Genomic DNA, 23,513 nt, shown 5'->3' on the forward strand with positions numbered 1-23,513 from the left:
ACCAGCGCCCCATAACCGCCCTCAAATCAACCCCACCACCAATACCCCGCGATACCCGCCAAATGATCCTCCAGTTCTCACCAGATTAAACCGGACAGCAGTGGGTACATCCCGAGACGCAACGACTTGGGAGGGCGCCGTCACTAAGTGCGTGCCCCTCCTATCAATATAGGTCGCGTGCGCCGGTCAACAGCGAGTACATTTGCAATCAATTGACGCGCGGCCCGCCTTGTAAGAAATGTCATTCCACGGAGTTCGCAAATGTTTACAGAGCCCCCTCGACCGTTTCATCGTTGCTATATATCTGCCCCGTTCGGCATTGACCTAGGGTCACTGCCGATCCTATTGGGCCAGCGGCAGATTAGCTGGAACTGGGCAGCGCCCGACATTCCGGGCGAGTTGGGTTACGCGAGCGCTATCCAACGAAGCGAGTTCGTTATTGCAGTTCTCGACGGTAGCCGAAGCGATCACCGCGTCCTCTACGAGGTAGGTGTCGCCGAGGGCATGGGCAAGCCTATCTTCATGGTCTCCATACGCAAGCGAACGAATACCTTTGCAATCTCGAAATTCGCCGTTGCGACCGTGGGCCTGCATGAAGCGGGGGCCCTGGGATTTCAACTCGACTTGTTTTTGTCTGCGCCGCACGAAAGCATCTTCATTAAAGGCACGCAGCCACCTCCATCGGCGCCGGTTGCTACCATCGCCGCACGTGAAGGTTCGATCGCCATGCGGGGGGGGGTCTCTGGAAAAATTCGTGTTTGACGAGGTAGTTCTCGCAGGCGGGACTGCTATCGCTGAGCCAGGGAACGATGCTGACACTGCAGCGCCAGACTTGGTTATGTGGCTCCCAATGCAGGAACCAGTTCTTTTGGACCCTGCCATAATCGAGGTTAAGTCCAAGGCTACCGCGCAAATGGCGAGGAACGTGGAGCGTGGCCTCCTCCCTTTAATTCAGGCCGGGAGGATGGGTTCAGCGCTTCTGCTGACGCAAGAGCTGCCAGCGTCCGCATTTCGACCGACTGTCCCACACTTTTTCTGGCTCTCAATAGAGCAGTTTGTTGAGTTGATCCGAGCGGGTCAACTTGGCCGTCACCTGCGCGAGCTTCGTAATCGTGCCGCGCATGGAATGCCCTAATGGTGGCCATTCCTCAGCAGCAGATCATTGAGCAACTGGCGGCGGGCGACGCAGGCCACACAGCACAAAAGGGCATCGCCCTTGAGGAGGTCGTCAACCACACTCTCGGACTTTTTAGCGGGATAACCCTCATTCATCGGAATGCGGTAGATGTGGCAGGCTCTTGCGAGATAGACTTGATATTATCGAACAATCAACATCCCGACGGGCTACCGTTCTTGCCCTTCTATCTAGTGATAGAATGTAAAAATTGGCAGGCTCCGGTCGACACCGCCACTGTTCGCGCCTTCACATCGAAGCTGCGTTTAATGCGGATGAAGTTCGGTCTTCTGGTGGCGGCCAGCGGCATCACTGGCGACGCCGCTGACCGAACGAACAGCCATGCGCACATTCGCGACGAGTTTAATCGGGATGAACTGATCCTCCTTGTGGTCACAAGAGCGGAGCTGGAGAGGCTTACCAGTACCGAAGAGTTCGGTGCACTTCTGAAATTGAAACTTGGCCAATTCCTCCTGAACATGGCTCACTTCTAGGTCTCTTTTGTAGCCATGGAACCCTTGACGTAAATGCAGCCAACCCAAGACCAGTACTGCGAAGATGCGGCTGTCGCTGGTCCCTTTGAAAACCGCCTTCTGTACTCAATGTGCAGAGACTACCCTCATCATAATGAGCCCTATGTCACAGCAGGCAAGGTTACCGCAATTGGACGCATTTACGCCGCCGCCCCAGAACGCGGCGCTGGAAAGACAGGCACCTCGGCCACACTGGCGAGAGCTATCGGTCAAAAGTTAGCAGTCTCAGAACTGGATCAAAAGCTGAACGCAATCGACTTCAGAACTCAATTCTCCCCGGACGTGTGCGGGCTTGTGATAGAAACGCATGCATACCTACTGGGTCAGGTCGCCGACGCCATTAACGATTGGTCGTTGCTGAGTGAACGAGCGGGCTGGAAGCCCCGTAAGCAGGGATCTTTCGCATCGAAGTACCTCCACTTGCATCGCCCAAATGCGTTCCCGATCATGGATAAGTTTGCTAGGGCGGGCCTCGCTTGTCGGGGAATCAAGGGCTCCCGGGAGGCTTACTCCGATTTCTGTGAAGGTCTACTTGCATACATCAGCGGTCAATTACCCCGGACGCTCCGTGCCGTGGACACCGAGCTGGTTGGTCTGGGCCGGGTGCACCTCGACCGCGAGGCGGGCTTCTGCCCGATCTGCAAAGCCAAGTTTGTAAGGCGAGCGCGGGCGAAAGTCTGACCCTGTCGGCTGGCCGCTCCCCAAGGTAACAGGAGCCGCATCGAACGCCCGCTTTGGGGGGCGAAAGGCTGCCATGGTCGGCATGCACCGCGAATGGCCAAAATGGAGTCGGTACAGCCCTTTGCCTTACCCAAATGCGGGTACGTTTTAGGCACACCTCTGCGGAACCACCCCGCATGGTGGTTCGATAATGCCGATTGACAACCCATAGCGAACTTATAATTATGAGACTATCCAAATCGAACTACAGGTCTCATCAATGTTTGTCCGTGCGTACCTCCGGGCGTCCACCAAACAACAGGATGCAAGCCGCGCCCGTGCCGATCTTGAAGCCTTTTCCGTAGAACGAGGGCTCACCATTGCTGCTGCCTATGTCGAGAACGAGAGCGGTGCCTCGCTCCAACGTCCAGAGCTGTTCCGCCTCTTGGCTGATAGTCGCCCGGGAGACGTGCTGCTAGTGGAGCAGGTAGATCGATTGTCGCGCCTGAACGCGGCCGATTGGGAGCGCCTCAGGGCGGAAATCAGGCGGCGACAGGTGAAGGTCGTTGCACTGGACCTTCCCACCTCATGGCAGCTTGCCGTGGCCCATAGCGATGACTTCACTGCCCGCATGGCAGAGGCCATTAATGGCATGCTCTTAGACATGCTGGCCGCTATCGCCCGCAAGGACTATGAGGACCGTCGTAGAAGGCAGGCTCAGGGCATTGAGACGGCAAAGGCCAAGGGGGTCTACGCGGGGCGTCCTGAGGACACTGAACGCAACACTGCTATTCTCGCCATGCTGCAATCAGGTCAGAGCTGGAACACCATACTGAAGGCGACGGGTTGTTCGCGCTCCACTTTGTCGCGGCTGGCTAAGCGGCTAACGTCGGGAGCATCAGTGGGCGCGACAACAGCGTAGGGCAAGCACGAAAGTCTACTTCGTGAGGGACTGACGGTTGTCTCCATTTTGTCGTCGCAGGGGCGTCGGGATTGTGCCAACCCCCTAGGACCTTGCCCGGCGCAACAAGCTTGCCTACACATCTTGATGATCACAAACGGGGAGCGGTCTTGGCCCAAAGTACGGACGACATCGCGAAGTTGCTGCATTTCTATATCAAGCGATCAGCGGCTGGGAAGTCTGTCCGCTCCTCCGCCGGTCTCGCTGTGGGTTCAGTGCGGGGTCCAGTCAGAGACGACAACCAAGACAGAGCCGCCGTTGCATATCTCACGTCGCCCCACAGGGAGCCGCTGCTTGTAGGTCTGATCTGCGACGGAATGGGCGGAATGGTCGATGGCGCCGCAGCGGCCACTATTGCTGCTTCCCAGTTTGTCGCGTCCTTGGCATTGCTGCGAGGGGAGGTCCATGAACGAGGCTTGCTTGGGGCAGTTGATGCAGCAAACCGATCAGTCTTTGACAAATATCGAGGTGAAGGCGGCACTACACTCACTGCCTTGGTAGTTTTACAGACGGGGCCAGCATGGATAGTGCATGTAGGGGACAGCAGGCTGTATTCCCGCACTGAAAATGAAGGATTATTTCTGCTAACGAAAGATGACACGATAGCTGGGATTGCCAGTGGGGCGGGAGTAGGCGAGGACGATCTCGACAGTAGGCTTCTTCAATTCGTGGGAATTGGTGCGAGCATTGAGCCACACCTCCTATTCTTGGAACAGGTAAGGGACCGAAAATTCCTTCTGACCACAGACGGCGCGCACTCTCTTGGAAGGAAACTTCTCGAAGGGACCGGGGCCGGGGCACCTCTTGCAGGGGATTGGATCGAACGCTTGATGGAAGTAGCAGACGCAGCGAACGTTCAAGACAATGCCACTGCCGTAGCGATCTCACTGACAGACTTCGCTGGTCCGCCCGCACTTGGAGGTGGGATAGCCATTAAACTTTGGACACCATTCGATACGTTCGAGCTTTGGCTTCAGTCCCTAACAAATCCAGCCGTTCAAGACGAACCTGCGCCTTCAGAACCTTCGGCTACGGCGCAGCCCCCAAAAGTGAAGAAGCCTAGGACTAAACCGACATCAACGGATAAGGCGAAACAGCGTACCACCAAGAAGGTAAGTCAACGCCCCCAGCTCAGTATCAAGTTTAACGAGGGTGATAGTTGATGATCGCCCTGCCTCCACGATATGCGAAAATCGTCAAACTGCTTTCTGGAGGAGGGATGTCAGACACCGCAATCTGCGAAGACTCCCACCTCCAGCGGGAGGTTGTAATCAAAGGGCTGAAACCCGGCATAGAAAAGCATCGTCTTATGGACGAGCTTTCGGCACTTTCAGCTATCCGCTCGAAATACGTCGTCCAAATTCTAGATGTAGTTTACTCGGGCAATGACATTGTTGGCTTAGTGGAGGAGATACTAGACGGGCCGGACCTCGCCCCGCTTCCAAATGGAGCCGGCTTATCTGAGGCACTTCGTGCCCTATATCCAATCGCTGCAGGTGTCGCTGACGTGCATGCCCACGGCAGACTGCACCGCGACCTTAAACCAGAGAATATGAAGTTTGACAGCAGCGGGGCGCTGAAATTGTTCGACTTTGGTTTGGCAAAGTTGACCGCCAGCGCAAGGACTGGGCAGCTTTTCTTCAGTCAGGGCTATGCCGCCCCGGAAATCTTCAAGCTGGACGCCACTGGGCAATACTCTTTCACGCCTGCTGTGGATGTCTTCGCAATCGGCGTCACAGCTTGGTGGTTACTCAACCATGGCCAAATACCTGACGCCGTCAAGCAAATCCCACCTCAGCTGCCCTGCATGGACTTCTCGATTTTGGTGCCCGTCCTTCCTCCGCCAATAGTGGAAATGCTCAACAGGTCGGTACACCCAAACCCCGCTAACAGACCTAGCGCCGAAGAAATTAGGGGTGCGCTGGCCCGGCAGTTACTGCACGAACGACATCGCATGCTAATTACTCACGGGGGCCTAGAGTACATCCTAGATGCCAACAACCGTGGCGTTACCTTAACCGAAGGGGCGGACACCGTGAGCATACTGTACGATGGGTATGATTTCCGCGTTGCATCGGTGACGGGGCATGTTCGGCGGAACAATATTCAGTTGGTCGTGGGGAGTGTTTTGAGTGGGGCTGCCGTCATAGTTCTCGGCAATCCCTTTGCTAACCGCTACCGCGTCTCAATCACTGCTGATGTCTCGCACCCGGAGGTTATGCTTTGACGGGACCACTTTCCCCAGAAACGCCCCCCATCGGCGGACGGTATAAAATTTCTGGCTGGATCAACGCAGGCGGCATGCAGCATGTCTATCTAGCCGAGGACCAACTCTTTGGCCGGGTAGTTGCCCTCAAAACTCCGAAGGACGACACCGGAGCCCGCAGATTTACTCAGTCAGCGATTGTCAGCGCGAAGGTCAACCATACCAACGTCGCCAAAACCTTGGATTACCTTGAGGCCGCTGGTGGTAGGGCAGTCCTGATCGAAGAGCTAGTAGAGGGCGCCGATCTTGAGACCGTCTTAGCAGGCGGACTACCCTACCTCCCGCCGATGACTGTCGCCCGCCTCCTTCATCAGCTCGCTAAAGGCTTGGCCGCATCCCACCACGTCAAAGTGGTGCATCGCGATCTAAAGCCGAGCAATATAATGATCGTGGGTGGTTGGAAATTTGAACAGGCCAAAATTACTGACTTCGGCATTGCGAAAATGGCCGAACAGGAAATCGGAGCGTGGGCCGATAGCCAAGGAAATACCCAGTCAAAAACGGTTCTGGGTGCAATCCCATACATGTCCCCAGAAAGCGTTGAGAACTTTCGTCGCTATGACATGCCCTCCGATGTGTGGTCGATCGCAGCTATCGCTTATCGATTGCTATCGGGGGAGCCGCCATTCGGAGGGGGTCTAAGTTCGGTTGCGCGAATATTACAAGCCGTTCCTCCGCCGCCGCCCATCCACTTGGCGCCAGTTCAATTCCGAGGATTAGGCGGCCAACTCCATAGTATCATTCTCAAGTGCTTGAACAAGGACCCTAGAGCACGGCCTACCGCAGCCCAGCTTGTCACTGAATGTGAGACGCTCTGCTACTCGATGGTACCTTACGAACTGGGGACCATAAGTCGGACCAATGGCGCCACAGGGTTCATACGGGCAGACGGAGGTTCTGACCTTATGTACTACACCGGCAACTTTTATGGTCGCCAGCGCAAGATTGAAGAGGGTCAGCGCGTCTGGTTCCAGCGCGGTCCCGGCCACCCCAATGACCGAGCGTTTCCCATAGTACAACTCTTACCTCCCGTGCCGCGCCCCGCGTAACCTGCGCACAGCACACACCTGTGACACTTGCGCTGCCAATTCGGATTGAGACCCCGCAAAAGCGTGGCTCTAATGGCTTCAGTGACGAAATTTAGCCCTGCCCGGAAGCGCGCATTAGAGGCCGTATGCGTATTCAAGCGAAAACCGGTAAGCCTCGCAGTTGACCGTTCGATTGATCGAATAGTTGGAATTCGGCCCTTAATAGGACATTGAAATTCAATCTAGCGAATACTTTCTAACGAGAAGCCGCCCCAAAATCTGTTGGCAATCCCGGTAATTCCGCAGTTGTTTGGTGACCTATCAGACCGCCAACTATAGCCTCTCCTAATGTTGCCAGACTTTAGCGCAAAGACAGTGGAGACATTGGCAAGGCGAGCGGCCTACCTTTGCTCGAATCCAGATTGCCGTGTTTCAACAGTGGGACCGAATTCGGAGCCGGATAAGTCGACAACCATCGGCGAGGCGGCCCACATATATGGGGCTCGCCGCGACACGGCCCGATACGATCCCAAAATGCTAGACATAGCCAGAGCTGAAATTACGAACGGCATTTGGCTATGCCGCAATTGCCACAAAGTTGTAGATCGCGACGCTCCGGCCCATCCGGCCGACTTATTGTTCTCTTGGCGAGCCGATCATGAACGCTACGTTCTGGGCAATCTTGGAAGTGCCAGCGATCGCGTACGGCCTGAGGCCAACCCTAGCTATTTGAGCGAATTCGACGGTTATCCTCCTGTAGTCAAGCGCATACTGCTCGACAAACCGCTCGGATGGGAATGGCGGCTAACTGCTGAGCTGTTGCGATATCTCAATGGCCCGGTCCTGAAGCGGCTTAATGACCTCCGAGGCGGCTACTACACCGTGCCTTCGACACATATCGACGACGCGGACGCCATATCATGGGTGAATAGCCAGTTGCACGAGATGCAAAAGCTCGTCCAACCTATGAGCAAGGTGCTCGACAGGCTAACTGCAAGCTGGGGCGAACTGGGAGAGCCCGGAGACCTCACAGAAATCCATCACTCTTGTTTGCTCCTTCGCGACGCTCTGAATCGAGCCGTACAGCATGAGGAGCAAATCTGGTTTGTAGACATAGCGAGTGATTATCAGCATCTCGCGGACCTACTGAGGGACGTTATAGGTTCCCAAATCGGTCAGTTTGAAACCCTCCCGGACTCTCTTTACGAAGTGGTCGCCCTAATCGCTGGAGACCATCCCGGAACAAAAGAGGCACCACACATCATTGAGAGAACATTGACGTTCACGCTGCCAGAGAAATGGGAAAACCAGTTTACCAAGGAGATGCGCCGGATCGTGCATAAGAACGGCGGACAAGTTGGCGGCAAAACTATGAGTGGCTTTTGGTCCACATTTTGGACTATTGCCTTCATCGTACTCCTGATCATCGTGATATTCTAGACTTTGGCAACGTGTCATAGACTAGCCCGTGGGGCTTAGCGCGCCAGCGTAGGGTCGACCCGAAGTTTCGGGAACCGTTGCCACTCCTTAACAGCCGTTTGGTGCACAGGCATTCAATAAGAACAGTCCTCGAAGGTCGGATCACACGGTCCGACCTTCGTGCCTCCCCCTGCGTGATGCGAAAATAGTCATCGCAGGAGATTGGTTCGACGGATTTGGCGAAGTCGCCTAGAATTTTTGATTGGGGCGACGCAATCGCCTACCGTACAATGTTGGCACTCAGGAAGCTAATCTGCGCCAACGGCAATGCAAACCCGATGACAAAAGCGCTAGCTGATACAATCAAGCTGCCCGCCCAAAGTCGCGACCACAAGCGGTAGCTCTTCCAAGCACTTTCGGCATGTCCGTGCTCGCGCCCGGACCTAGCGATCAGGGCGTTTCGTTCAGCGTTCATTTCGTCGGCCAGGCGCTGGGGCGAAGAAAGCACCTCGGGGATTTTCTTGATCGCCTGATTCACCTGCTCACGGTTATGCGCTGCCGCGTGGTGGAGGGCCAAAGCATCCGCCCTCCGGGCAAGAAAAAGCAAACTTGCCCCGGCGGCAACAACTCCCAGCAAAAAACACCAAAGAGACGGCTGGAGGAACCGAAGTGCATGAGCGGGATCAGAAAGGTTCGCAGCTAGAGAGACCATTGAGATCGCGCCGCCAGCGGAGCCAATGCCGAGCCAAACATGCAATTGCCGCATGTAGCTTTCGCTCTCTGCATTCTTATTTTGTACGACGCGCAAGGCGTCTGAGGTATCAACGGTCATGATCACTCCGATCTGTATGAAGTTTAGCAGATTCGATGGCCGTCGGTTCTCCGAACCTTCCCTTTCTGCTTATTGGTCCTATTTGATTGACCGAGACATCTATGATCGTGGGGGAAAATTTGGCGTCGACTTTTCAGCATGCACTTGAGCAGTTCGAAGCTACGGAAGCGAACATTGCGAAACTTGAGCGCCTTTGTGACGAGGTTCGCGGTCTTGTTCCGAGCGGTGTGGTGTTCGGCTCGAATGCGGACTACGAGGACAAATGCCGAAGCGCCGTAGATATTGCCAAGCACCTCCCGGCCATCGACGGGTGGAAACCAGACATTGGATTTGTGGATTGGAACGCTCTGGCGCAAACCCGGCTCGATCTGTTGGAACTTGGTGAGCCATCGGCGGAAATCTCGTTTGAAAATTCGCTAGACGAGCCGCAACAGCAAATGCGCGACTACCGCTTTAGGTTCAACCGCAAGCGCCGCGCTCTGGTTCGTAGCGCGATTGAACGTCCCATCGATGAAATAGACCGATTGCTTCGCGAAACAGCCTCCGCCGTTGACCAACTGCCGATTGGCGGACAAATCCCCGAGCCCGCCCTATCCGAGCTTCGCGCGCACTACAAAGAAATCCATGTATTGCTTGGCAGCAGCGCTTCTCGCCCAGACCGCTGGCAGGACATGGGACGGCACCTCCACTTCGGTCAGAAAGGTGACTTCCACGACATAGTGGAGTTTGACTGGCCTGCCGCGAAGGCGAGCCTGCGAGCAAGCTTCTATGGTCAGAACGAAGCGATCCCGGTTGCTGTTGCCGATTTAGGAGAACTTGTGGCTAGCGCCCCTTCGGGTCCAATCCCAATCAAACTCAATTGGAGCGCGCTGACCGACGATACATTTGAACGGCTGATGTTCGCGCTAATCGCCAGCGAGCCGGGTTACGAGAACCCTGAATGGCTTACTCCAACCCGCGCACCTGATCGTGGCCGTGACCTATCGGTCATGCGCGTCACTCGCGACGGGCTGTCGGGGCAGATACGGAGCCGTGTCATCATCCAATGCAAGCATTGGCAGTCCAAGACAGTGAATGCAGCGGAAGTAGCGACACTCAAGGAACAAATGACGCTCTGGGAGCCGCCCCGTGTAGACGTGCTAACCATCGCCACCACCGGACGATTTAGTACGGACGCGGTTCAGCTCATCGAAAAGCAGGCGCAGTCGGATAGAGCGCTAAAGATCGAGATGTGGGCCGACAGCCATCTTGAAATGCTTCTGGCCTCTCGGCCCGCTCTGATCGCAGAGTTCGCACTTCGCTAAGCAGAGGTGATATAGGGGCGCACGCGAGCAGCATTTACGCAGGAGACGCCCATAGTTGCAGTTTCTAGCGGTAGCCAACGCTGGATTTAGTCTGTCCGTGCGCTGGCGCGTTCAAACCGATTCAGCGTCTTAGCTGCACTTGAGGTGTTCCCCACAAGGGACAAGCAGGTGCCCTTCGGCAAACTAGAAATATATAAACACCACCTCGGCGAGATGGAATCGACCTAAACTTGGTGGAATCCACGGTGGGAGAGGGCATACCGCACATCTACCTGAACCGCACCTTTAGGGTAAACCTTAGGGTAGCGTCGGCGACGGCACACCAATTCTTTGAAAATAAACACGATTTTGAAAGGAAGTGGCGGAGGGGATGGGCCTGATATCCAACCTTCTCCATTCCAAGTTCTATCAACCTGCTCGCCTCGGCACCTTTCTCCTATAGGCCTCTCGCGGAATGGGCTGGCTCGAACTCGCAGGAACAGAGGTGTTTGGCGCTGTTTTCGTTCCGTCCCGGCGAATGGGATCCCTCAGTAAGCGCAAGCCATTGAGTACGACCAGAACTGTTCCACCTTCGTGGCCGATCACGGCAAGTGGCAGGGGCAGTTCGAAAAATAGCCCGCCGGTGACGAGGATCGCCATGGCGCCCATGGCAAAGACGAGGTTTTGCCGAATAATTGTCGCTGCGTGGCGGGCAAGTCGATGCGCATCCGCCAGCCGTCCCATGTCCTCCGATAGCAGCGCCACGTCGGCAGCCTGCAATGCGACGTCCGACCCTGCCGCCCCCATGGCAATGCCAACATCGGCACGAGCCAGCGCCGCCGCATCGTTGACGCCATCACCGACAAATGCGATCTTCCCGTCCGCCGTCAGTTCGCTCACCATCCGCACCTTGTCTTCAGGCAGCATGTCGGCATGGATTTCCGTGGGCTTCAATCCAAGTTCAGCACCGATCCGCTGCGCGACGGGCAATCTGTCACCCGTCATCATAACGATGGTGGCGACCCCGCTTTGCCTCAATGCCGCAAGGGCGCGAACTGAGGTCGGGCGAATCTGGTCGGCAATCGTGACCGCCCCTAGCACCTGCGCGCCGCGCCCCAGATAAATGACGGTCTGAGTGTCAGCAGCCAGCGATTTCAAGGCGGGGTGGTCGATCGCAGCCTTCATCTGTGCAGCAAGGCGTGGATTGCCGGCCCAGACCTGCTCATCGCCCCACTCGCCGACAATGCCGGCGCTTGGTCGGGCTGCAACATTTACGACAATTGACGGTTCAATATCGCGATCTTCAGCTTCCTGCCGAATTGCCGCTGCGCTGTGATGCTCGGAATGGGCTTCAAGCCCTGCGAGCAACGACAGAAAGCCCTGCTCATCACCGTCAAGCGCGACAACCGCAGTGACGGTTGCCTTCCCGGTCGTCAACGTTCCAGTCTTGTCGAAGGCGAAAGTGTCGACGGCAGCGAGGGTTTCAAGTGCGCCGCCACCCTTGAACAACACACCGCCACGTGCGGCAGCAGAAAGGGCAGACAGAATTGCAGCAGGAACAGAAATGACAATGGCACAAGGACTGGCCGCCACCAGCAATGTCGCCGAGCGATAGAGTGCTTCTTCCCAGTCGCGCCCGAGCCAGTAGAAGGCAGCAAAGGCCAGGACAGCCCCTGCCATCACCGCGACCGTATAGCGTTGGCCGAACCAGGCGCTGAAGCGTTCGGACGGGGCCCTGGCCGCCTGCGCCTCCGTCACAAGGGCGATCATGCGGGCAATCGTGCTTTCCTCGACCGTCTTGGTCACTGCGACCTCAAGCACGCCATCGAGATTGACCGTTGCCTCAAAGACCTGTGCGCCAGGTTCCCTGGCGACCGGCATCGACTCGCCGGTAATGTTTGCTTCATCTAGAGAGCCGCGCCCGCTGACGATCAGACCGTCCGCCGGCACGCGCGCGCCGGGCCGCAGCACCACGACATCGCCTACGCCAAGGTCGACTGCAGCAACTTCCGTCACTGAACCATCCGGTGCCTTTCGAAGGGCCGTTTCGGGTCGAAGTTCCATGAGTGCCTCGATGGCGCGGCGTGCACGGCCGAGCGCCCGTTCCTCCAGCGTGGTGGAAATGCTGAACAGCGTCAGCAGAACCGCACCTTCAAAAGGAGCACCGACCACTGCCGCAGCGACGGCCGCAACCACCATCAGGAGGTCGATGTCGAGAACGCGCTCTTGCCACAAGGTGACGGCCGCCCGCCAGCCCACGGGCAGACCGCCAGCCAGATAAACAAGCGAAAGACCCGTCACGGAAGCGGATGCCGCAAGGGAGCCGTCCAGCGGCCATAGCGCTAGCGTTGCCAGCACCATTCCGAAGACGGTGAGCACCGTCAGCAAGGAAGAACGATCGGTCTGCAACAGGCGTTTCACATCATCTCCTCGTGGCCGAGGCACGAGCCTCGGCATTCATGGGGTCGTTCTGCATTGATGAAGCGGGCCCGTCACGACCGTTTCCTTTCAGCAATGGCGCTTCCCTTGCCAATTCTCCGGCCAGGAAATCAAGAAATGCGCGAATCCGTGCCGTCTGGCGCAGATCCTCATGGGTCAGAAGCCACAGATCGAGCGTGAAATCTCCCGGCAGCGCGGCAACACGCACAAGATCAGCTTCGAGATCGGCAAGTCCACAAGGTAATGGCGCCAATCCAATCCCAGCCTTTGTGGCGGCGATGGCGGCGGCAATAGAATTTGTCCGAAAGAGCGGTTCGGCCGAGGGCAGGAAGGCGCCAAAGCGACGGGTAAGCGCGGCGTGCTCGGTATCGAAGCCGACCCAGTCATGCGCCGCAAGCTCGACTGCGGATTTGCCCGCAAGATAGGTCTTGCTTGCGTAGATCGCGAAGACGAGGCGCCCGACACGCCGGCCAACCAATGTCTCGGGCGGCGCATTGCCCACCCGCAGCGCTATGTCGGCCTCGCGCCGGTTCAGGTTAAGCGCTGCATTGCCAACGATCAGTTCAACCTCAATGCCAGGATAGTCGGTTCTGAATTTGGCAAGGTGACGGGGCAGCAAACCGAAAGCCAGCATGTCGAGGGTGGTGACGCGGATGGTCCCGCTGAGCCGCAGATCCTGTCCCGTTACCTTGCGGCTCAGGCTGGCTATTTCATCCTCGACCCGCAGCGCACCTTCCTGCATTGCCTCCCCCGCCTGGGTGAGCAGATAGCCATTTGGCAGGCGTTCAAACAGGCGGACGCCAAGTCCTTCTTCAAATGCGCCAATCCGGCGAAACACGGTCGAGTGGTTCACGCCAAGCCTTCGTGCAGCACCAGAAAGTGACCCGGTCTTGGCCACTGCCAGGAAGTAGCGCAGGTCATCCCAATTTTGCGCCCTTGCATCCATGCAAGAAGCCTTTGCTGTTTCTGCCAATCAAAATGCAGTCTCGCACAGACTAACTCTTGAAGCGAGGGCCAGCATCACCGGCTGGCCGGAGCTGAAAGGAGAAAAGTCATGTCCCAAGCGATGAAAACCATCCTGCGCAGCGATGAGCTTTCCTGCCCGTCCTGCGTGCCGAAGATCGAAAAGGCGCTGAATGCCCTGCCTGGCGTTGCGAAGGCCGCTGTGCGGTTCAACACCGGCAAGATCGAGGTTGAGCACGATCCCAGCCAGTCGAGCGTCGAGGCGCTGGTCGAGGCGATCAGGAGCACCGGCTATGAGGCAAGGCCATCGGCCTTCTGACCAAACCACCCACCGGCCGCGTCGAAGAACCGCGCGGCCGGTTCATTTTGTGGAAGATGAAAAGGAGAGTTGAGATGAGCGGTGTCATGAAGATCAGAAACGCCTTTGCGCACCCGGCGCGCCGGCGCTTCTGGCTGACTGTGGGCAGTGGCGGACTGATCGCCACCGGTCTTCTTGCGCGCTATGGCTTTGGCATGATCGGGCTGTGGTCCGCCTTGATGGTCGCCGCCGCCCTACTGGCTGGTTCCGACATTGCCGTGCGCGCTTGGCGGGCGTTACGGGTCAAACATCTGAGCATCGAGCTCCTTGTCACCGTTGCTGCTGTCGGCGCACTGGTGATTGGCGAAGTCTGGGAATCGGCCGCCGTCACCTTCCTCTTCATGTTCGGTGCATGGCTCGAGGTGCGGACCATGGGTCAGACCCGCGGCGCATTGAAGGAACTGCTGGACGCCGCGCCTGCTACCGCCACCGTCCTGCGCAATGGTCAGCCGGTCGACATACCGGCCCATGAAGTGCAGCCGGGCGAGATCGTGCTGGCCAAGGCAGGCCAGCGCATCCCGGTCGACGGTGAGGTAACCGAGGGTACCGCCGCCGTCTCCGAGGCCGCCATCACCGGCGAGCCAATGCCGGCCGAAAAGGCGCGGGGCAGCCGCGTCCATGCCGGGACCATCGCCGAAAATGGTCTCCTGCGCATTCGCGCCACCAATGTCGGCGCAGACACCACGCTTGCGCGCATCATCCAGCGCGTCGAGGAAGCGCAGGAGGAAAAGGCGCCCAGCCAGCGCATGATCGAGCGTTTCGCGCAATGGTATACACCCTCGATCATCGGGCTTGCGGTTCTTGCCTTCGCCTTCACCCAGGACATCAGGCTGGCACTGACCCTGCTGGTCGTTGGTTGCCCCGGCGCGCTGGTGATCTCGACGCCGGTGTCGATTGTCGCCGGCATCGGCCGGGCGGCTCGAAGCGGCATCCTGGTCAAGGGCGGCCAGCATCTGGAAAGTGCTGGAGCAATCGACACGCTGGCCCTCGACAAGACCGGCACGCTGACGGAAGGTAAGCCCCGTCTGGCAACCGTGATCGCGCTTGACGGCATGGGCGAGGACGAGTTGCTGCGCCTTGCCGCTACTGCCGAAGCTGGATCGGACCATCCACTTGGCCGCCCCATCGTCGAGGCCGGGCGCAAGCAAGGGCCGCTGTCCACGCCTGAAATGCTGGACGAACATGCCGGAATGGGCATCAGTGCGCGCATCGAGGGGCGTGACGTCGCAGCTGGCAACCGCCGCCTCATGGAAAAGCTGGGCATCCCGCTCGGCGCGGAAGGTGAAGCCGGGCTGGAGCGGCTGCTCAAGGCCGGACAGACGCCGATCATGGTTGCAGCTGATGGCAGGCTGATCGGGTTGCTGGGCATGTCCGACATGGCCCGCGAGGGTGCCAAGGATGCCATTGCCCGCCTGCGTCAGATCGGCATAAAGCGCGTCGTCATGCTGACCGGCGACCAGGAGGGCGCGGCGCAAGCGATTGCGCGCGAGGTCGGCATCGATGAAGTCCATGCCGGCCTGATGCCCGAGGACAAGCTAGAACTGATCCGGAAGATGAAGGCCGATGGCGCCCATGTCGCCATGGTCGGCGACGGCATCAATGATGCGCCGGCCCTGGCGGCTGCTGACACCAGCATTGCCATGGGTGTCGCCGGCAGCGACGTTGCCATCGAGACCGCTGACATTGCGCTTCTCAAGGACGATCTTGGCAAGATCCCCGAAGCCATGGCGATCTCGCGTGCGACACTTGGCAATATGCGTCAGAATCTGTTGATCGCATTGTTTACCGTCGCCGGACTGCTTGCCGGGGTGTTTTCGGGTGAGATTCACATGGCGGGCGGGATGCTCGTGCACCAATTGTCGGTGCTGGTCGTCATCGCCAATGGCATGCGGCTGCTGCGGGTACCAAAGGCAGCGAGGCATGTTGCCATCAGCCCGGAGAAATCGTCCTCCCCCGTAACGGCAGGCGCCACAACCTGACCGTTCTTCATGACGAACCACCCCTGTGCCCATCGGCGCGGGGGTGGAACTTTCGATAAGGTACAAAAAGCGGCAGCAATGATTTGACGGAGATGCGGACATGAATACCCAATCCCACAAGCAACCCTGGGCCGAGATTCTTCAGTTCTGGTTCCCCGAGGGACACTCTGCGGCAATCGCCCCAGACGCCCACCAAAAACACTGGCGCTGGCGGATGCGAGGCGGCGCGGACGGCGACGTTATTGCCCACTTTTCCGATATTACCGCACAGGTTGCTTCTGGCAGTCTCGATCATTGGGCCGTCTATCCTCAAGGCAGGCTGGCGCTCATCATCCTGCTCGATCAGTTTTCGCGCTCGGTGTGGCGCGGCAGTCCGCGCGCCTTCGCGCAGGACCCGGCAGCATTGAAGCTGTCGCTGGACGGGTTGGCGAATGGTCACTATGCCGCCTTGCCAACCCCGTGGTTTAAGATCGTTCATGGCCTGCCGCTCGGCCATTGCGAAGGGCCGGATCACCTTGCACGCATCAATCGCCTCATCGGGCTGCGCGAGGAGATCGCTGCAGAAGCACCAGAGCAATTACAGCCAATCTACCAATCACTGGTGAAACAGGCACGGGACGTAAAAGAAGTGATCGAAGCTTTCGGTCGTCACCCTCATCGCAATCGCGTTCTTGGCCGCAGATCCACCGAGGCGGAAGACGTGTATCTTGAAAAGGGCAGTTTCCCGCACGAACGGGCGTTCCAGCGCTGAAGCGATTGCTCTTGACCTTCCAGCGCTTGGAAGGTGCACCGTCTTCCATAACGATTTTCGGATGACTGGATCGAAACCCGACCCGACGAGCGGTACAAGCAGATTACCGCGCGCCTTTAGGGCAAGGGGCTGACGCTGCGCGGCGAAGCCCTTGGCGCGGAGATAGCGGCAAGCCGGCAAATCAGGCCGCGCGCGGGGCAGTTTCTGTTATCGCGGATCGACGCCCGGCACGGTGCGTATGGCATCGTGCCTGACGAACTCGACGGCGCGCTCGTCAGCAACGATTTCCCGGGCTTGGACATCGACGCAGAAGCCGTCTTGCCCAGCTATTTCCTGTGGTATTCCAGAACTGACGCGTTCATCGACCTGTGCCGCCGTTCCAGCGAGGGCTCGACAAACCGGGTCCGGCTGAAAGAGGCCGCGTTTTTCGACATGTGGATCGAGGTTCCACCCCTCGCCGAATAGCAGCGCATCGTGGCGCGGCTGGTCGCGGCGCGGGCGCGCGCCATCGCCGTCAGGATGCTGGCAAAACCCGCGTTCCGCCTTGGCTAGCTAGGGATCAGACTGCGGTTCGATCCCGGTTCCATTCTACAAACGCGACCCCCGTCGAAGTGCTCAGCCCGCCTCTGGAATACTCATTTCAACCAATGGCTTGCAGAACTTTACTGAATCCGAGCAGGCAACAGGTCCGGAGAATATCGGCCCGGAGAGAGCGATGTTGGGCCTCTCGCCGCCGGGACCAGTGCTCAGCCCCAGCCGCATAACCCTGCAAAACAACGGGAAAGCCGGCGGAAGCCGGATCGGGAGAACGCTTTCGCAGGGGCAAGTGGCGGAGAGAGGGACTCTGCCGACATATCCCCAAAAACCCAGAATTCCTCAGGAATTTAACCGCTATCGATCCGACTAGTGTACCAACTACATGTCCTAAATCAATCAAGATTTGGCGGGCACTGAATGAGGTGGTGCCGGTTTTTGAGACAGGGGCATAAGGTGGATTTTCCGATGACAAGGACGATCCAGCATGAAGACACGCAGACGGTTCTCGGCCGATTTCAAGGCCAAGGTCGCGCTTGAGGCGATCCGCGGCGATCTCGCGCGCGTCGTTCTATCGACAGCCGGCGGGCGAGAGCCCGCAGAACCTGGAACTGATGCGCGTCATCGACGAGGCGTTCATGGAAATGCCCTGGTATGGCTCGCGACCGATGGCACGGCATCTGCGCCGTCAGGGCTGGTGCGTGGGCCGCAAGCGTGTCCGGCGGCTGATGGGCAGAATAGGCCTGTCACCGATCTACCAGGCCCCCAAGACCAGCGAGCCGCATCCGCAGCGCCGCATCTATCCCTACCTGCTGCGGCATCTGGCGATCGAGCGGCCCGATCAGGTCTGGTGTGCCGATGTGACCTATATCCCGATGCGACGCGGCTTTCTCTATCTCGTCGCCATCATGGACTGGTTCAGCCGCAAGGTGCTGACCTGGCGATTGTCGAACACGATGGATGCCGACTTCTGCGTTGCCGCCCTCGAAGAGGCGATCGCCCACCACGGCAGGCCCGATATCTTCAATACTGACCAGGGGAGCCAGTTCACCGGCTTCGCCTTCACCACGACGCTGAAGGGTGCCGGCATCCGAATCTCCATGGACGGGCGCGGCCGCTGGATGGACAACGTCTTCATCGAGCGGCTATGGCGCAGCCTCAAATACGAATGCGTCTTCCTCAGCGCCTTCGAGACCGGAAGCCAAGCCCGCAGCGGCATCGGCTCCTGGATCGATTATTACAACCGGAAGCGCCCCCACTCGAGCTTCGGCGGCAGGACGCCCGACGAGGTCCATGCTATGGCAGAAATGACGGAGCTATTGGCGGCGTAGAAACCAACCGATCCACCTTAGCCAAGCCGCCAAGCTGTCTCACCAGGCGGGTCCACCTCACTCATCCTGAACGTGTAGACGAGCCGCGCCGTGAACCACTTGACGGTCGTGGTAATACCACGGTATTATCGCGGCATGATATCTGAGTTCTCAATCAAGCGCGACAGCGACCAGCAGGCCTCCGGATACGACCGCGTCGTATCGTTCCTTAAGGAGCAGCTCATTCATGGGCATCTGAAGGAGGGTGACATGCTGTTGCCTGAACGCGAGTTGGCGCTGCGGCTCAATGTCAGCCGCCCCGTCGTGCGCGAAGCGCTCAGGGCATTGGCAATCATCGGCGCCGTAGAGATCCAACACGGCGTCGGTACGGTCATTCGTCAGCCGGACGCCACCGCTTTGGGCGAGTTCTTCAGCATCGGTCTTGCTCACCACGCCCGTGCAGTGGACGACGTTATGGAAGCGCGCGTGGCAATTGAATGTCAGGCAATCCGACTGGCCTGCGCGCGGGCAACTTCGATCGACTTTATCCAACTTGCTGGCGGCATCGATGACATTCGCGCAACCATTGGCGACCCGGTCGCCGGGGCCCGTGCAGACTTCGAGTTCCATCGCCTGATTGTACAGGCCAGCCGGTCCGATACCCTAATCAGCATTTATTCCGTGATTTCTGACCTGCTGCTGCGGTCCCACCTTAACCGTCGCCGCGAGGTCGCCACGGTAGAAGGGATCAATCGCGACATCGAACAGGCGCATGTGGAGATCCTCGAGGCTATCGAGGCGCGAGATGCCGACGCGGCCGACGCAGTCCTGCGGCGGCACTTTGCCATCGGCGCTCAGATCCGGAGCAGTGCCCTACCGAACCGCGAGGGCGCTGAATGAGCCGACTTGCATCGAGACGTATCCTCGTCGTCGGTAGCCTCAACGCCGACACTTCATTAGTACTGGCGCGAACGCTCCTGTTAGGCGAAACCTTGGCGGCTGAATCCGTTCACAAGGGCCTGGGCGGCAAGGGAGCCAACCAGGCTGCTGCCGCGGCCAAGTCCGGTGGCCGGGTGGCGATGATCGGCGCGGTCGGCGCCGACGAGCCGGGGCGGGCGCTACTGGCGCATCTGCGGGCGCTTGGTGTCGACATCGAGGGTGTCCTCGTCTCGCCGGACCATCTCACCGGCGAAGCCGCTATTCTCAGTTTCCCCGGAGGGGAAAATTCCATCGTCGTGCACGCCGGAGCCAATCACGCGCTTACCCCAGATGTCCTACGCACGATGGCCGCTGCGTTTGACGCGGCAGATCTCCTGGTCGTGCAGTGTGAAATCGAAGCCGATGTGGTGGAAGAGGCCATCGCCATGGCCGTTGCCCGGGGCGTGCCGGTACTGCTCGACCCGGCACCGGCAGCAGCGGTGCGACGCTCCTGGCTACACGACGTTGCCTTTCTGACACCTAATCTCACCGAACTGGCGGCTCTGACTGGTCTGTCCATCGACGGACGCGATGCGGTGGCGGATGCCGCGCGCAGCCTGTTGCGGGACGGCGTCAAATGTGTGCTGGCCAAGCGCGGCGCAGAGGGTGTGCTGGTCGTGACGCCCGACGCTGTCCAGTCCATTTCGGCCCCGTCGGTCGCCGCCATCGATACGACGGGAGCCGGCGACATGTTCGCGGGCGCATTTGCAGCGGCGTGGACAGAGAAGCGTGATCTCTTGGCCGCCGTCGCCTTCGCCAATGCAGCGGCGGCCCTTTCGACACAGGAGCGGGGTGCGGCTCGGTCTTTTCCGGATCGGGCGGCTGTATTGCGGCTATCCACTCTTAATCAATAATCTGGAGCAAGTAATGAAAATTGCCATTGGCGGCGATCATGCCGGCTTTTCGCTGAAGCCTTTTATTGCGGATTGGCTCCGTCAGAACGGCCACGACGTGCTCGACCTCGGCTCTTTCGACGAGCAGCCGGTCGACTTTCCCGACATCGCCGCAGCCGTTTGCGCTGCGATCAGGGACGGGCGCGTCGAGCGCGCTGTCATGGTCTGCGGCACAGGCGTAGGTGCAGCCATCGCCTGCAACAAGGTGAGCGGGATCCGCGCCTCCGTCTGCCATGACGTCTACACCGCCCGCCAATGCGTGGAGCACGACGATGTCAACGTGATGTGCATCGGCGCCCAGATCATCGGCAAGACCATCGCGCAGGAAATGGTCAGCACCTTTCTTAAAGCCACATTCAGCACGGCGCCAGAGTTCCGCCGCCGCGTCGAAAAGCTCAACCGCCTGGATGGCAGCCTTGCCGGCGCCCAGTAAGGAGACGATCATGACCGCATCGACTTTCAGCAAGATTTTCGGCTGCATCGCCGGATCCCGCATCGGCTCGTCCATGGCGATGCCCACCGAGCACCTGCCCATCGAGGAAAGCGAGAGCCGCTACGGCTTCCTCGACGACATGCGAGGCATCACCCAGAATGCAAAGGAGTTCCGCTGGCCGCACGGACCCCTCACGCTCAAGAAGCAGTACGAGTTTCCAGCCGGCTCGACCGAGGACGGCATTGAGCGCCAGAAGCTGATCGCCGACGCGATCATCGTCAAGGGCCGCCGCATCAATGTCGGCGATCTGGCGCAGAGCTGGTTGCGCAACATCCGCGACGAGCACTTCGGTTATGCGCTGCACTACAGCGACAAGCAATATTACGACATGTTGAAGGCTGGCATGCATCCGAGCCATATTGGCCTCTTTAGCCTATGGCCGCAGATCGTCACCTTTGCGCGCTCGTGCCATCCGCTGGGATTGGTCAACGCGGGCGATCCGGCACAGGCGATCGACGATGTCTACCAAATCGGCAGCATTTACCATCAGCAGCACGGTACCGGCCTGCAGGTGGCAGCCGCCTACACCGCTGCGATCGCCGAAGCGATGCGCCCATCGGCCACGCTTGATGCAGTCATCCGCACCGCCCTGGAGCATCTCGACCGGTTCGTGCGCGCCGATTTCGAGGCGGTGTTCACCATCGCCGAACAGGCCGAGGACATGGTCGCGGCCCGCCGCAAGATCAATGATTTCTTCATCTACAGGTATGGGGAACTGAAGAGCTCGGGCGAAGAAGTCGTGTCGCGGGGCATGGCGATCACCATCCTGACCAAGGGCGACGTCAAGCAGTCGATCCTCTATGGGATCAACTTCGCCCGCGATACCGACTGCACCACCGCAATTGCGGCCGGCCTTTCCGGCGCCCTGTCCGGCGTCGAGGGCATTCCGGCCGAGTGGATCGAAACCGTGGATAAGGCGACAGTCCAGAACGCTGCCATCACCGTGTGCCAGCGCACGCTCGAGGAAACCGCCCAAGGGATCTTTGACGCCCTGCGTAACACCCAGGCCCAGCGGCTCGCCACAATCCGGGAATTCAACCTCGTGAACTAACGCAAAAGGGTTCGCCGCGGCTGTCGGGAGCGGTTGCAGGCAACTGCCCCGACGGCTGGGCCGACTCTGCCTGAACAACTACTAGGAGGAGAAAACTCATGAAGCATACTTTTCGCGCGCTCGCCGTGGCTGGAGCCATAAGCCTGGCAGCTTTGGGCGCCGCCACCCCGGCGCTGGCGCAAGACGCAGTGATCCGCGTCGGTCAGACCACCGATCTGACGTCCTTTGATCCAACCGAGCTGCGGATCGGCTCGTACGTATCCACTTTCCTGCTCTACAATTCGCTCCTGCGGATCGGCAGCGACGGCCAGGCAAAGCCTGAACTGGCGACGGACTGGTCATGGTCCGAGGATGGCCGCCAGCTCACCGTCAAGCTTCGCGAAGACGTTCGCTTCCACGACGGCCGGCCGATGACTTCCGCCGATGTCGCCTTCAGCTTTCAATACGCCAAGACCCCGGAGGTCGGCGCCAACGTGCTGCCGCTCGCCCGCCTCATCGAGAGCATCGAGACGCCCGACGACCACACTGTCCTATTCACGGTGACCGGTAGCCAAGAGGCGATCATCGACCTCCTGGATCTCATCTTCGTAATCGATGCTACGCAGCCGGACAGCATCAAGACTGCAGGTAACGGGACCGGCCCGTACCGCCTGGATGGTCACGAGCCCGGTCAATCCACCCGCTTTGCACGCAATGCCGATTATTGGGGAGAGGCGCCCGAAGCCGAGCGCATCGAGATTCGCATCGTTCCCGACGCGCAATCGGCGGTCGCGCAGCTCAAGAGCGGCGCGATCGATTTTCTGCCGGTCGCCAGCCGCGAAGCCATCGACCAGGTGGCGGGCGACAGCAAGCTCAGGGCCGGCATCGCCGCCCCCGAGGGCCGCGTGCTCGACATGCTGATCAACGTCAAGGCCGGGGCGATGGCGACGCCGGAACTGCGTCAGGCGATCAACCTAGCGCTGGACCGCTCCCGTATCGCCGCTGATGTGATCGGTGAGGGCGCGGTGCTGAAGTGCCTGCCGTGGACGGAACGGGCGACAGCCCAGCTTGCAAACTACGAGCAGGCCTGCCGCTATGATCTTGAGGCCGCCCGCAAACTGGTCGAGGAAGCCGGCCTTTCGGGCACCAATATCGAGCTGCTGAGCTTTGCACAGGCGGTGCCCGAACTGGGCGGCATGGCGCAGATCGTGCAGTATTCGCTCAGCCAGATCGGGCTCAACGCCAATATCGTCGATCTGTCGGAGGCGGCCGTCACGCAGCGCTATCGCGCCGGCGAGTTCGAGTTGGAAGCCCACACCTATGCCCGCGGCGGGCGATCCCCTGAGACCCTGCTGCTGACCGCGGTGCCGTTCCGGCCGATCGACAATCCGTCCGGCTTTGACTCGGAGCAATACGCGGCCGACGTGGCCACCGTTACCGGCGTGCGCACCTCCGAAGACAATTCGGCGGCCGCGTGGACTCGGATCAATGACTTCCTGCTGTCGGAAGCTTGGATCCTGCCGGTCGCCAGCCTGCCGATCCGTTGGGTTTCATCCAACCGCATCGACAATGTGACCTTCAACCTGGACGGCATGCCGATCCTGGCAACGGCAACGTTCGAGTAGGACG

The 23,513-nt window shown here is 59.2% G+C and carries 19 protein-coding genes and 1 pseudogene; 17 read left to right on the forward strand and 3 right to left on the reverse strand.

The genetic code is table 11. The features are described from left to right. The first annotated feature begins 261 nt into the window (after nucleotides 1-261). The 6 genes from ACFOOL_RS15820 (at nucleotide 262) to ACFOOL_RS15845 (ending at nucleotide 8,062) form a co-directional block, all read left to right on the forward strand. Nucleotides 262-762: a nucleoside 2-deoxyribosyltransferase gene (locus ACFOOL_RS15820; protein WP_380098316.1), complete on the forward strand. Its 501-nt coding sequence runs from the start codon at nucleotides 262-264 to the stop codon at nucleotides 760-762. A 372-nt stretch (nucleotides 763-1,134) separates the two neighbouring features. Beyond that, entirely contained in the window at nucleotides 1,135-1,668 is a 534-nt protein-coding gene (locus tag ACFOOL_RS15825) for a restriction endonuclease (RefSeq protein ID WP_380098317.1), read from the forward strand. 979 nt (nucleotides 1,669-2,647) lie between these two features. Continuing rightward, nucleotides 2,648-3,289, forward strand: a complete 642-nt coding sequence (locus tag ACFOOL_RS15830; RefSeq protein WP_380098319.1) for a recombinase family protein — start codon at nucleotides 2,648-2,650, stop codon at nucleotides 3,287-3,289. A 1,201-nt stretch (nucleotides 3,290-4,490) separates the two neighbouring features. Continuing rightward, nucleotides 4,491-5,555: a serine/threonine-protein kinase gene (locus ACFOOL_RS15835; RefSeq protein ID WP_380098404.1), complete on the forward strand. Its 1,065-nt coding sequence runs from the start codon at nucleotides 4,491-4,493 to the stop codon at nucleotides 5,553-5,555. After that, complete coding sequence (locus tag ACFOOL_RS15840; protein ID WP_380098321.1) at nucleotides 5,552-6,643, forward strand: serine/threonine-protein kinase; 1,092 nt, start codon at nucleotides 5,552-5,554, stop codon at nucleotides 6,641-6,643. Before ACFOOL_RS15835 ends, ACFOOL_RS15840 begins: the two co-directional genes overlap by 4 nt. Before the next feature lie 513 nt (nucleotides 6,644-7,156). After that, entirely contained in the window at nucleotides 7,157-8,062 is a 906-nt protein-coding gene (locus ACFOOL_RS15845) for a hypothetical protein (RefSeq protein ID WP_380098323.1), read from the forward strand. A 259-nt stretch (nucleotides 8,063-8,321) separates the two neighbouring features. Here the strand turns inward: ACFOOL_RS15845 and ACFOOL_RS15850 are convergent, their stop codons facing one another. Beyond that, nucleotides 8,322-8,873, reverse strand: coding sequence for a hypothetical protein (locus ACFOOL_RS15850; protein WP_380098324.1), 552 nt, complete (start codon nucleotides 8,871-8,873; stop codon nucleotides 8,322-8,324). Nucleotides 8,874-8,974: 101 nt separating this feature from the next. Between ACFOOL_RS15850 and ACFOOL_RS15855 the strand changes: the two genes are divergently transcribed. Beyond that, nucleotides 8,975-10,177 carry a restriction endonuclease gene (locus tag ACFOOL_RS15855; RefSeq protein WP_380098326.1) on the forward strand — a complete coding sequence of 401 codons (1,203 nt, stop codon included), beginning with the start codon at nucleotides 8,975-8,977 and terminating at the stop codon, nucleotides 10,175-10,177. 408 nt (nucleotides 10,178-10,585) lie between these two features. Here ACFOOL_RS15855 and ACFOOL_RS15860 read toward each other — a convergent pair whose 3' ends face one another. Both ACFOOL_RS15860 and ACFOOL_RS15865 read right to left on the reverse strand, forming a co-directional pair. After that, a complete protein-coding gene (locus ACFOOL_RS15860) occupies nucleotides 10,586-12,517 on the reverse strand; it encodes a heavy metal translocating P-type ATPase (protein ID WP_380098405.1) in 1,932 nt (643 codons plus the stop codon). A gap of 61 nt (nucleotides 12,518-12,578) precedes the next feature. Further along, nucleotides 12,579-13,568, reverse strand: coding sequence for a LysR family transcriptional regulator (locus ACFOOL_RS15865; RefSeq protein WP_380098328.1), 990 nt, complete (start codon nucleotides 13,566-13,568; stop codon nucleotides 12,579-12,581). An 81-nt stretch (nucleotides 13,569-13,649) separates the two neighbouring features. Between ACFOOL_RS15865 and ACFOOL_RS15870 the strand changes: the two genes are divergently transcribed. The 10 genes and pseudogenes from ACFOOL_RS15870 to ACFOOL_RS15915 all read left to right on the forward strand — a co-directional run bounded on the left by ACFOOL_RS15870 (nucleotide 13,650) and on the right by ACFOOL_RS15915 (nucleotide 23,509). Next, the gene (locus tag ACFOOL_RS15870) at nucleotides 13,650-13,877 is read left to right on the forward strand and encodes a heavy-metal-associated domain-containing protein (RefSeq protein ID WP_253125830.1); all 228 of its coding nucleotides are present in this window, start codon (nucleotides 13,650-13,652) and stop codon (nucleotides 13,875-13,877) included. 74 nt (nucleotides 13,878-13,951) lie between these two features. Then, complete coding sequence (locus ACFOOL_RS15875) at nucleotides 13,952-15,895, forward strand: heavy metal translocating P-type ATPase (protein WP_380098329.1); 1,944 nt, start codon at nucleotides 13,952-13,954, stop codon at nucleotides 15,893-15,895. 100 nt (nucleotides 15,896-15,995) lie between these two features. Beyond that, nucleotides 15,996-16,646 carry a DUF924 family protein gene (locus ACFOOL_RS15880; protein ID WP_380098330.1) on the forward strand — a complete coding sequence of 217 codons (651 nt, stop codon included), beginning with the start codon at nucleotides 15,996-15,998 and terminating at the stop codon, nucleotides 16,644-16,646. 246 nt (nucleotides 16,647-16,892) lie between these two features. Continuing rightward, a complete protein-coding gene (locus ACFOOL_RS15885) occupies nucleotides 16,893-17,111 on the forward strand; it encodes a hypothetical protein (RefSeq protein WP_380098332.1) in 219 nt (72 codons plus the stop codon). A gap of 611 nt (nucleotides 17,112-17,722) precedes the next feature. Continuing rightward, nucleotides 17,723-18,511, forward strand: a pseudogene (locus ACFOOL_RS15890) (IS3 family transposase); the annotation flags it as partial. A gap of 135 nt (nucleotides 18,512-18,646) precedes the next feature. Next, complete coding sequence (locus ACFOOL_RS15895) at nucleotides 18,647-19,390, forward strand: FadR/GntR family transcriptional regulator (RefSeq protein WP_380098334.1); 744 nt, start codon at nucleotides 18,647-18,649, stop codon at nucleotides 19,388-19,390. After that, complete coding sequence (locus ACFOOL_RS15900; RefSeq protein ID WP_380098335.1) at nucleotides 19,387-20,322, forward strand: ribokinase; 936 nt, start codon at nucleotides 19,387-19,389, stop codon at nucleotides 20,320-20,322. The genes ACFOOL_RS15895 and ACFOOL_RS15900 overlap by 4 nt, the downstream gene beginning before the upstream one ends. Before the next feature lie 13 nt (nucleotides 20,323-20,335). Beyond that, entirely contained in the window at nucleotides 20,336-20,794 is a 459-nt protein-coding gene (gene rpiB / locus ACFOOL_RS15905; RefSeq protein WP_380098336.1) for a ribose 5-phosphate isomerase B, read from the forward strand. Between the two features lie 10 nt (nucleotides 20,795-20,804). After that, nucleotides 20,805-21,905, forward strand: a complete 1,101-nt coding sequence (locus tag ACFOOL_RS15910) for an ADP-ribosylglycohydrolase family protein (RefSeq protein ID WP_380098337.1) — start codon at nucleotides 20,805-20,807, stop codon at nucleotides 21,903-21,905. Between the two features lie 98 nt (nucleotides 21,906-22,003). Continuing rightward, nucleotides 22,004-23,509 carry an ABC transporter substrate-binding protein gene (locus tag ACFOOL_RS15915; RefSeq protein ID WP_380098338.1) on the forward strand — a complete coding sequence of 502 codons (1,506 nt, stop codon included), beginning with the start codon at nucleotides 22,004-22,006 and terminating at the stop codon, nucleotides 23,507-23,509. The last annotated feature ends 4 nt before the right edge of the window (nucleotides 23,510-23,513 follow it).

This window comes from Devosia honganensis (assembly GCF_042648785.1).
GTDB classification, from domain to species: Bacteria; Pseudomonadota; Alphaproteobacteria; order Rhizobiales; family Devosiaceae; genus Devosia; species Devosia honganensis.

Excerpts from the sequence above, each read along its gene's own strand:
- ACFOOL_RS15855 (WP_380098326.1), top strand. The coding sequence starts at position 8,975 with ATGATCGTGGGGGAAAATTTGGCGTCGACTTTTCAGCATGCACTTGAG.
- ACFOOL_RS15820 (WP_380098316.1), top strand. The coding sequence starts at position 262 with ATGTTTACAGAGCCCCCTCGACCGTTTCATCGTTGCTATATATCTGCC.
- ACFOOL_RS15850 (WP_380098324.1), bottom strand. The coding sequence starts at position 8,873 with ATGACCGTTGATACCTCAGACGCCTTGCGCGTCGTACAAAATAAGAAT.
- ACFOOL_RS15870 (WP_253125830.1), top strand. The coding sequence starts at position 13,650 with ATGTCCCAAGCGATGAAAACCATCCTGCGCAGCGATGAGCTTTCCTGC.
- ACFOOL_RS15835 (WP_380098404.1), top strand. The coding sequence starts at position 4,491 with ATGATCGCCCTGCCTCCACGATATGCGAAAATCGTCAAACTGCTTTCT.
- ACFOOL_RS15825 (WP_380098317.1), top strand. The coding sequence starts at position 1,135 with ATGGTGGCCATTCCTCAGCAGCAGATCATTGAGCAACTGGCGGCGGGC.
- ACFOOL_RS15875 (WP_380098329.1), top strand. The coding sequence starts at position 13,952 with ATGAGCGGTGTCATGAAGATCAGAAACGCCTTTGCGCACCCGGCGCGC.
- ACFOOL_RS15830 (WP_380098319.1), top strand. The coding sequence starts at position 2,648 with ATGTTTGTCCGTGCGTACCTCCGGGCGTCCACCAAACAACAGGATGCA.
- ACFOOL_RS15860 (WP_380098405.1), bottom strand. The coding sequence starts at position 12,517 with ATGGTGCTGGCAACGCTAGCGCTATGGCCGCTGGACGGCTCCCTTGCG.
- ACFOOL_RS15880 (WP_380098330.1), top strand. The coding sequence starts at position 15,996 with ATGAATACCCAATCCCACAAGCAACCCTGGGCCGAGATTCTTCAGTTC.
- ACFOOL_RS15895 (WP_380098334.1), top strand. The coding sequence starts at position 18,647 with ATGATATCTGAGTTCTCAATCAAGCGCGACAGCGACCAGCAGGCCTCC.
- ACFOOL_RS15845 (WP_380098323.1), top strand. The coding sequence starts at position 7,157 with ATGCTAGACATAGCCAGAGCTGAAATTACGAACGGCATTTGGCTATGC.
- rpiB (WP_380098336.1), top strand. The coding sequence starts at position 20,336 with ATGAAAATTGCCATTGGCGGCGATCATGCCGGCTTTTCGCTGAAGCCT.
- ACFOOL_RS15915 (WP_380098338.1), top strand. The coding sequence starts at position 22,004 with ATGAAGCATACTTTTCGCGCGCTCGCCGTGGCTGGAGCCATAAGCCTG.
- ACFOOL_RS15900 (WP_380098335.1), top strand. The coding sequence starts at position 19,387 with ATGAGCCGACTTGCATCGAGACGTATCCTCGTCGTCGGTAGCCTCAAC.
- ACFOOL_RS15910 (WP_380098337.1), top strand. The coding sequence starts at position 20,805 with ATGACCGCATCGACTTTCAGCAAGATTTTCGGCTGCATCGCCGGATCC.